Source organism: Paenibacillus ottowii (genome assembly GCF_006874425.1).
In the GTDB taxonomy this organism is placed as follows: domain Bacteria; phylum Bacillota; class Bacilli; order Paenibacillales; family Paenibacillaceae; genus Paenibacillus; species Paenibacillus ottowii.
In genome coordinates, this window is the sequence record NZ_VIJZ01000004.1 from 635,870 (window position 1) to 645,546 (window position 9,677).

Annotated in this window: 3 protein-coding genes and 1 rRNA gene; all 4 read left to right on the forward strand. The window is 44.5% G+C overall.

Annotated features, from left to right (window positions below):
- The first annotated feature begins 62 nt into the window (after nucleotides 1-62).
- Nucleotides 63-308 (forward strand): type B 50S ribosomal protein L31, encoded by a 246-nt coding sequence (locus FKV70_RS13090; protein WP_063212697.1) that lies wholly within the window; start codon nucleotides 63-65, stop codon nucleotides 306-308.
- Between the two features lie 644 nt (nucleotides 309-952).
- Entirely contained in the window at nucleotides 953-4,126 is a 3,174-nt protein-coding gene (locus tag FKV70_RS13095) for an S-layer homology domain-containing protein (protein ID WP_142613097.1), read from the forward strand.
- Between the two features lie 26 nt (nucleotides 4,127-4,152).
- Entirely contained in the window at nucleotides 4,153-8,730 is a 4,578-nt protein-coding gene (locus FKV70_RS13100; protein WP_142613098.1) for an S-layer homology domain-containing protein, read from the forward strand.
- Nucleotides 8,731-9,276: 546 nt separating this feature from the next.
- Nucleotides 9,277-9,677 (forward strand): 16S ribosomal RNA (locus tag FKV70_RS13105); the annotation flags it as partial.

Consider the following 9,677-nt stretch of genomic DNA (forward strand, 5'->3'; position numbering starts at 1 on the left):
GAGCATTGCGCCAGTACGTTTGAATTTAAAACTAAAATTAAATGAAAGATTAGGTGAGACAAATGAAAAAAGATATTCATCCAACATTGAATAAAGTTATCTTTTTGGACCCTAGCTGTGGATTCTCTTTCCTGAGTGCTTCTACTAAACATTCGCAAGAAACAATGGAATGGGAAGATGGCAACACATATCCAGTTATTCGTGTAGATACTAGCTCCGCTTCTCATCCGTTCTTCACTGGTAAACAAAGAAACGTGGATATTGGTGGACGTGTGGATCGCTTTAACAAAAAATATAACCTTAAGTAAGACTCGTCATGAGCTAGGTTTACGGATTATGCCCATAATTCGTGAACCTAGCTTTTTTATTATTTACGGATTGTTAAGTCCTAAACTAACGCGATAACAATTGTATTTCCTGACTCTGGCAAGTGCCAAAGTGTAATAAGAACATGGAAGCAGCAGCTTTTCCGGAACGATCCGTGAAGCTGCTGCTTTTTATGCTAATTGAAGCTGTCCAATAGTCGACGATATTAATCTTGGTAAACTAATCGTTTTTAAACGTCATTCCACACCTCACATTGGCTGCCTTAATTTAAAAATAATCGCAGGAATCTAGCCTGTGATTATTTTTTATAGAGCAAGAGTCGCGCTTAAAGAAAGATTCCGATAAATCACTAGCGGAAATAAGTTATTTGAAGAATATAGGTGAGGACTTAATACAACTAGGCATTATTACATATAAGCTTTGTTCAGAATTGGTTCAGTGGTCTCGTGTATATTGATTTAAAACGACATAAATCACTTATTTTCGACAAATATATGAATAAAAGATTAATAAAACACATTTTATTCGACAAATATAGTGACCTTGTTATCTTAGATTATGCAAAAATATTTCGAAGATCGAATAGGGACGTTTTACTCAAAAAGTAAATTAGGAGGTAAATCGATTGAAGGTTTATTCACTTAAATGGGCAGCTGCGCTTGTTGCTCTTCAGGCGACGTTTGGTACTTCTGCTTACGCTGCAACGCCTGCCAATAATTTATTTTCAGATATATCCTATGTGACGAGTGATAAAATGGCGGCCATCCAAGAAGCTGTAAGCCAGGGGCTTTTGTCTGGGGATCCTCAAGGAACTTTTCGCCCTGCAGCAACATTAACTCGTCAGGAACTCGCAGTATTATTAGTCAGAGCTTTAAAATTGGACCCTATTTCGAGTTCTTCTACTTTTAAAGATGTGCAAGGTAAACAATTTGCTGCCCCATATATAGAAGCCGCACAAAAAGCCGGGTTTCTATCAGGGGATGGATTAGGAAACTTCCGTCCGAACGATCCTATTACACGTGAAGAACTGGCAGCTGTGTTTGTTCGTGCAGTCGGAGGGGTTAATGCAGAGGGCGGATCAAGCATTTTGCCTAAAGATCAGTCCTCAGTAAGCCAATGGGCGGCTGGATCGGTAGATACGGCACTTCGTTTGGGGTTAATTGATATTCATGACAGCAAGCTCAATCCCAGAGGTGAAGTAAAAAGGGAGGATATTGCTCCTTTCCTGCTAGATATTTTCAAAACTCAAGAGCAAACAGCTACGATTAACAACATTGATGGAGACATTGTAACAATTGATAATGTTCCCTATTTAATAGAAGGAAAATTGAAAGAATTAATCGGAAACTCCAATAAAGATGCGTTAAAAGGAGCTACATTAAAGTTTAATTCGCGCAATCGTAATGTGGACGGGCTGCAACAATTGGAAATCGTGCAAAAAGATGTTGTGCTAAACACGGATGGTTTGCCGGAAAGCAGCCTGCTTCGAATTTCAGGTGATGGTGTTCAGATTAAAGGGGATATCAAAGGAGTAATCGAGCTTAATGACGGTGTTTCTAGTATCCAGCTGAATGGCAACGTAAACCATCTTACTCTGAATTCTGGCAATGGTATTTCTATTAAAGGAACCGGAACAATTGGGGAACTTCAAGCTGCCAACGCGAACGCTAAAGTGACATTGAACCCGAATTTTAAAGTTGAAACAATTAAGCTGCCTAAAGAGGCATCCGTATCACAAGTTATTCAAAATTACAACGAAGTACAAAAGCAGATTGGACAAATTCAGTTGACTGACGGAACGATCCAAGAACCGACTACAGTTACGTCGAGCAGCGTGACATTTTTCTCTGGAGGTGGAGGTTCAACAAAATCAGTGACTAACCATGCGCCAGGTGTTACTACCGGGTTTACTGATATTACGTTAAGTACAGCAGATGAGCCTAAAAAGATTAATCTATCAAATAGTTTTACTGATGCTGATGGAGACGCTCTGACCTACACAGCAGAAACTTCTGCCACGAACGTAGCGACGGTATCAGTGAATGGAAGTCAGCTGACTCTCACACCGGTGAGTGCAGGAACAACCAAGATCACAGTTACGGCGAACGACGGCAAGGGAGGGACTATTAACAGCCAGTTCAACGTAACGATCACGCCGGTGATCCCGGAAGCTGTGAACCATGCGCCGACGGTGAACACGTCGATCAGCAATTTCACGACAGGAGCCTCGGACGGCATCAAGACGGTGAGCCTTGCAGGTGTATTCGCAGATGAAGACAGCGACACACTGACGTATACGGCAACCTCGACGGATGCGGGCGTGGCGACAGTATCTGTAACCGGAAGCGACCTGAAAATAACGCCAGTGAATGCGGGCACCGCCACGATTACTGTAACGGCAAACGACGGCAAGGGTGGCACGGTGGATACGCAGTTCAACGTGACAATCACGCCGGTGATCCCGGAAGCTGTGAACCATGCGCCGACAGTGAACACATCGATTAGCAATGTGACGACAGGAGCCTCGGACGGCATCAAGACGGTGAGCCTTGCAGGTGTGTTTGCAGATGAAGACAGTGACGCCCTGACGTACAAGGCAACCTCGACGGATGCGGGCGTGGCAACAGTATCGGTAACCGGAAGCGATCTGAAAATAACGCCAGTGAACGCGGGCACTGCCACGATTACTGTAACGGCAAATGACGGCAAGGGTGGCACGGTGGATACGCAGTTCAGCGTAACGATCACGCCGGTGATCCCGGAAGCCGTGAACCATGCGCCGACGGTGAACACGTCGATCAGCAATGTTACAACAGGAGCCGCAGATGGTGTTAAGACGGTGAGCCTTGCAGGTGTATTTGCAGATGAAGACAGCGACGCCCTGACGTATACGGCAACCTCGACGGATGCGGGCGTGGCAACAGTATCGGTAACCGGAAGCGACCTGAAAATAACGCCAGTGAACGCGGGCACTGCCACGATTACGGTAACGGCGAACGACGGCAATGGAGGCACGGTGGAAACGAATTTTACTCTAACGGTGACTCCTTTGCCTGCGGTTAATCACGCTCCTGTTGTTCAAAGCACGATTAATGATATTTCTACAGAAGCAGGTGCTATGGATACAACTGTTGGACTTGCTTCAACTTTTGCAGATGAAGATTTGGATTCGCTAACGTATACCGCTGATTCATCGGACCCTGGAGTAGCAACGGTTTCCGTTACAGGTGACCAACTGAGCATTACTCCGCTTGCAGTGGGAAGTGCTACAGTTACAGTCACCGCAGATGATGGGCAGGGGGGAATCGTTCAAACGACCTTCCAAGTCACTGTTGGAGAAAAGAAGGGACTTTTCTTCTCTGAGTTGGCATGGGGGGAGAGCGACCCTATGATGCAGATTATTGAGCTTTATAATGCGGGTTCTGAGGAGTTAGATGCTTCAAAAATTAGAATTGAACGTAGTAGCGGTGGAGATTCGATCGTAATAAGTCAAGAGGCTGGTGCTATTATTCCAAGTAAAGCTACTTTTGTGATAGGAGAAACTATGTATTTTGGTGATGCGCATGTAGATTACTTCATGGATATGGGATTTTATAACGATGATTCAGCACCTGTCACTTTATCGCTCTATTACGATAACCGGCTGATTGATACGTCAGTGTTTCAGCCTCATACCACTTTAGCTAGACTATCCGGTATTACTCATGGAAATGCAGGCCACTACGAGGCAAGTGAATGGATTGATGAAGGAATCGATTATACGGATAATATCGGTATCTTTAGCAGTGAGGCACCGTAATGAATAAAAAGAATAGAGGGAACATCATGAGTTCTAAACCCAATAAATGGCTGATTACATTAGCCTTGGCTGCACTTGTTGCTCCAACCGCTTTGCAGACAATTGCATCTGCGGCCAGCGATGCATCAAACGGAGTGGCTCTGGCCAGCCTGTCTTTTAAAGACATCAATAATATTACTTCAGAGCAAAAGACAAGCATCCTGCAAGCCATTGAAGCTGGGCTTCTGCATGGCGATCCTTCCGGATCTTATCGGCCAATGGATTTGTTGACTCGTCAAGAAATGGCGGTTCTATTAACTCAAGCTCTGCAACTCTCTACTTCTAAAGCAGCAAGCAGCAGCTTCTCGGATGTAGACTCGAAAAGTTGGTCGAGTCCTTATATTGAGGCTGTACACCGTGCAGGACTCATGAATGGAGACGATGGCTCCAAATTCAGGCCTAAAGCGGTAGTAACCAGGGAGGAGGCAGCGGTTCTGCTTATGCGGGCCGCCGGGCTTCCTATTACAGCTGACGCCACGGAGTCTGCCAAACTTACTGATTGGAATCGGGTTAGCCCGTGGGCTCGACCTTACGTTAATACGGCTTTACAGTCGGGCTCCATGAAGACGGATCAGTCCGGTTTCAAACCTAAATCGTCTGTTCAACGTCAAGATATAGCTCAGTATATGATGTCTACCTTTTTCCCTAAAGATCATGTAGTCCAACTCCAAAAAGTAGAGGATGGAAAGGCCTGGATTAACGGGATTGAATATAAACTTTCGGATTCAGTTAAAGGAATCCTGCAAACCTCTAACCAGGAGATTCTCAAAGGAGCCGATATTCAATTTGTAGCCTCACAGCGGACCATTGAATCGATTACCAAACTGGTCATCCATGCGAGCGGGCAAGCCCCGATAGGGCAAGCTTCCGAATTCAGCGGCAATCTTGTATTAGATGGTCATAACTCCTCGATTGACGGAGATCTATCCATTGACGGTGATTACATTTCGGTTATGAATTTGAACATCAAAAATAGTTTTACAGTTACATCAAGCCTTGCACATGATTTCTATGCCTCTAAATTTACGGTACAAGGAAAAACTTATATTCAGGGTGGTGACCAAAACACCGTATTGTTTGACGCATCTGGGCTGCAGGATGTCGAGGTATCCAAACAGGATGTCCATGTAGTCATTCAAGGAAATTCGACAGTGGATCAGATGGCGTTGACTTCCAATGCAACGCTTGAAAATGATTCATCCTCTTCAATACAGAAGTTGAATGTTCTTACCGGTGCCCAGCAAGTAAAGTTGCAGGGTACTATTCAGCAATTGTCGGTCAACAGTGACCAGCCCGTAGCTCTGACAGGACAGGCCTCCATTAATACATTGGCTGTGAACAATTCCTCTTCGGTCAGTCTGGAGGTAGCTGGAACCATTTCAAATTTACAAGTAAATAACTCTGGAGCAAATATTAGTGTAAGCTCCTCCAGCCAAGTCACGAATACTTCATTTGCAGCAGGTGTGTCCTCTTCGACAGTATCAGGAGTCACTGCAACTTCTTCCGGAAGCTCCTCCAGTAGCTCGCGTTCTGCGGTTGTGACCAATACAGCACCGAAGTTAGTGACCAAATATGACGATCATGCCATAACGGTGGGCGATTCTGAACTTCAGATTGACTTGCTTGGGCATTTTACGGATGAGGAGCAGTCTGAGCTCAAATATACGGCTGTGTCGTCTAGTACAAAAATCAGTACAGTCCGAGTAGAGGGAACCAACCTGTTTATCAAAGCTGTTGGCAAAGGGACTGCGACTATTACGATCGCCGCAGATGACCAGGCCGGGAAAAAAGCGGGAACGAGTTTCAAGGTCCGTGTTAATGAATCTCCTGTTTCATTGGGTATCCCTGATCAAAGCGAACAGCTTGGAAGCAACGATGTAACCTTGTCTTTAGGATCATATTTTACAGATTCTGAAAATGATCCCATGACCTATGAGGTTGCGATCGATGATCCTTCCATTGCCACCTTTACCCTGACGGGTGATCAATTGGTATTAACTCCGGCAGCTGTAGGACATGCCGAAGTTACTATCAAGGCATCTGATGGTCGGGGGGGCAGTGCAAGCCAGTCGTTTCAATTAGTGGTAACTGCTGGACCTAATCAAAATCCGGTTGTAAATCAGAAGCCAGGTAACCAAACGCTCACTGTGGGCGATGCGGACTACATCCTGGATTTATCCCCGGTATTCCTTGATCCGGACAGCAAACCACTGACCATTTCGGCAGAATCCTTGGATCTTTCCATTGCGACAGTCTCCGTTAACGGAAATCAAGCCACGGTTCATGCAGTTTCCTCAGGAACAGCAAACATCCAGCTAAAAGCGACTAATGGCCGTGGAGGCGAGGTTAAAACCAATTTTGATATTACCGTTAATGAACCTCCGGTATCCTTACAAATTCCGGATCAGACGAAACAAATCAATTCCGGCGACATTCAATTATCTTTAAAAGACTTCTTTACTGATCGTGAGCAGGATTCGTTGTCATACAGCATTGATAATATTGCTGATTCTTCCGTTGCGACTGCAGTGTTAAATGGGGACACGCTCACTATTACACCGTTAAAAATTGGCAGCACATCAGTGTCTGTTAAGGCATCTGATGGCCATGGGGGAAGCACAATCCAGTCGTTTCAAATGGAAGTAACCGCTGTACCTAACCAAAATCCAGTTATAGACCAGAAGCCGGGTCATCAGACACTTATTTTAGGCAAAGCAGACTTTATCTTGGATTTATCTACAGTATTCCATGATCCTGATGGCGACTCTGTGGACGTTTTGGCAGAATCTTCAGATTCGTCAGTTGCTGCTGTATCCGTTAACGGAAACATAGCCACGGTCCATGCAGCTTCCTCAGGAACAGCAACGATTCAGCTTACAGCAAAAGATGGGCGTGGGGGCGAAGTTATTACTGATTTTGATGTTACTGTTAATGAATCCCCGATTTCCACAGGGATTCCAGATCAGATGAAAGAAATAAATACAGGCGATATTCAATTGTCCTTAAATGATTTCTTCTCCAGTCCTGATAACGATGTTTTAACCTACGATGTTCATAGCGTTTCTGAGTCGACTGTTGTGACTGCTGCCGTTTATGGGGATGTGCTCACTCTTACACCATTAACCATCGGTAGCACATTAGTATCGATCAAAGCAATAGATGGCCGTGGAGGGGAAGTAATCGAAACTTTCAAAATCACCGTCACAGCTGGACCTCCACAGAATCAAAATCCAGTAGAAACTAAACCTGCAGACCAGTCGCTTACTATAGGTGATGCGGTTTACTCACTCGATTTAGGTACTGTTTTTACAGATCCTGATGGAGATACGTTGACCTTTAAGGCAACCTCTTCCGTTCCGTCTGTTGCTTCGGCGGAAATCATCGGAGACCAATTGAAAATTCAGGCACTAAGTGCAGGGACGACAAGCATAGAAATCAAGGTAACGGATGGCCACGGAGGGGAAACTTCAACTACCTTTCAGGTCAATGTCCAGTCATCCGGCTCGTCTAACCCATCTTCAAATCAACGCCCTCAAGTAGAAGCTGCCATTTATGAACAAGTGTTGACTGCAGGAGTTACCAATCCAAGAAGCTACGATCTATCCCAATTGTTCAGTGATGCTGACGGGGATGCCCTGACGTTTACTTCTACTGTTGAATCAAGCGGTGTGGCAAATGCAGAGGTTAACGGATCAACGCTGACTCTTACTCCGGGCAATCAGGCAGGAAGTACCAAGGTAACGATTACTGCGGATGACGGGCATGGCGGAACAGCCACCTATAATTTTCAGGTAACAAATGCTCCTCTAGCGACGAACGGAATGGTTCAAATCCGAACCAAGCAAGGGGTCAAAGATCCGATTACTTATGACATGTCAACAGTGTTCCTGGGTGAAACTTCATTTAAAGTCTATTCGGGTACGGCAGATTCTACCTTTACTGGACCAATCCCTCTTAATGGGACAGTTTGGACATGGAATGGGGATATTTCTCAATACTACTGGGTAATCGGGTCGAACGGATCTGCCACTGTATTCCAAGTGATTGCAAATCCTCAAGGACCAGAGGATCTATATTTTTCCCAGTATCTATCCTTGGATAAAACCCGGACTGCTATTGAGTTGTTTTACAATCCAGTAGGGGATACTTCTAAACCTATAGAAAATGCAGGATACTCACTTGAGATTCATCAATACAATTTAGCTACAAATACTCCTAAAGTGTGGAGCCAGCCTATTAATTCGTTTTGGAAAGGCATGCCTTATATATATATCGATTCCATCTTTTATGACTTTTTCGACATTGTTCCTGCAACATACTATAATGATGAATTGATGTTACTAGAAACGAATACAAATGTAACGACAGGCTATGTCCTGAAAAAGAACGGTGTAACGATCGACGTCTTAGGTGATCCTAACGGCAAAACACAATTTATGCCGAATGATGGGACTATTATCCGAAAATCGGGGATTAAGTCCGGTTCTTCCTCTTATAACCTTCCGGGAGAGTGGAACTCTTATCCAACTGGAACGCTCCAATATTTTAGCCATCACACTCCATAACATTTTGTTGATTAACGGGAAGCCGGCGATAAACTCGCTGGCTTTTCCTTGTATTTTTCAGATTGAAGTCCTCTTGATTTGTGGTTTCTTAAAAGGCAGCTGTAGTGCGCGATCATCATCGGTTTTTGGGTTTGTTATAATTTTAAATTAAGTTCAAATTATTTTAGGAAAAAACACTTGCTAAATGATTTGATTATGTGGTATATTCTTATTCCGGCCTTTTAAATAAGATGTTTCGCCGGTCAGCCATTAGCAGAATAAATTTAGAAGGAAAAAGCTCCTCTAAAAAAGTTGTTGCGAAGTTGGTTGAAATGTGATATTATATAAGAGTTGCTGTCGATAATGAGAGTGGCAAAGAAATAAAAAAAGTTTGATCTTTGAAAACTGAACAACGAGTGAGTAGGGATTTTGTTTGCAAAATCCAACGCTGAAATTTTGATACACGCTATCTGGCTGTATGAAATGGAAGCAAGTTATGAGATATTTTATCTCGTCAGTTTCAAAATGAGCTAATCGCTCTTTCTATAAATCAATTTCGATTGATCTTTAATGGAGAGTTTGATCCTGGCTCAGGACGAACGCTGGCGGCGTGCCTAATACATGCAAGTCGAGCGGGGTTATTTAGAAGCTTGCTTCTAAATAACCTAGCGGCGGACGGGTGAGTAACACGTAGGCAACCTGCCCACAAGACAGGGATAACTACCGGAAACGGTAGCTAATACCCGATACATCCTTTTCCTGCATGGGAGAAGGAGGAAAGGCGGAGCAATCTGTCACTTGTGGATGGGCCTGCGGCGCATTAGCTAGTTGGTGGGGTAAAGGCCTACCAAGGCGACGATGCGTAGCCGACCTGAGAGGGTGATCGGCCACACTGGGACTGAGACACGGCCCAGACTCCTACGGGAGGCAGCAGTAGGGAATCTTCCGCAATGGGCGAAAGCCTGACG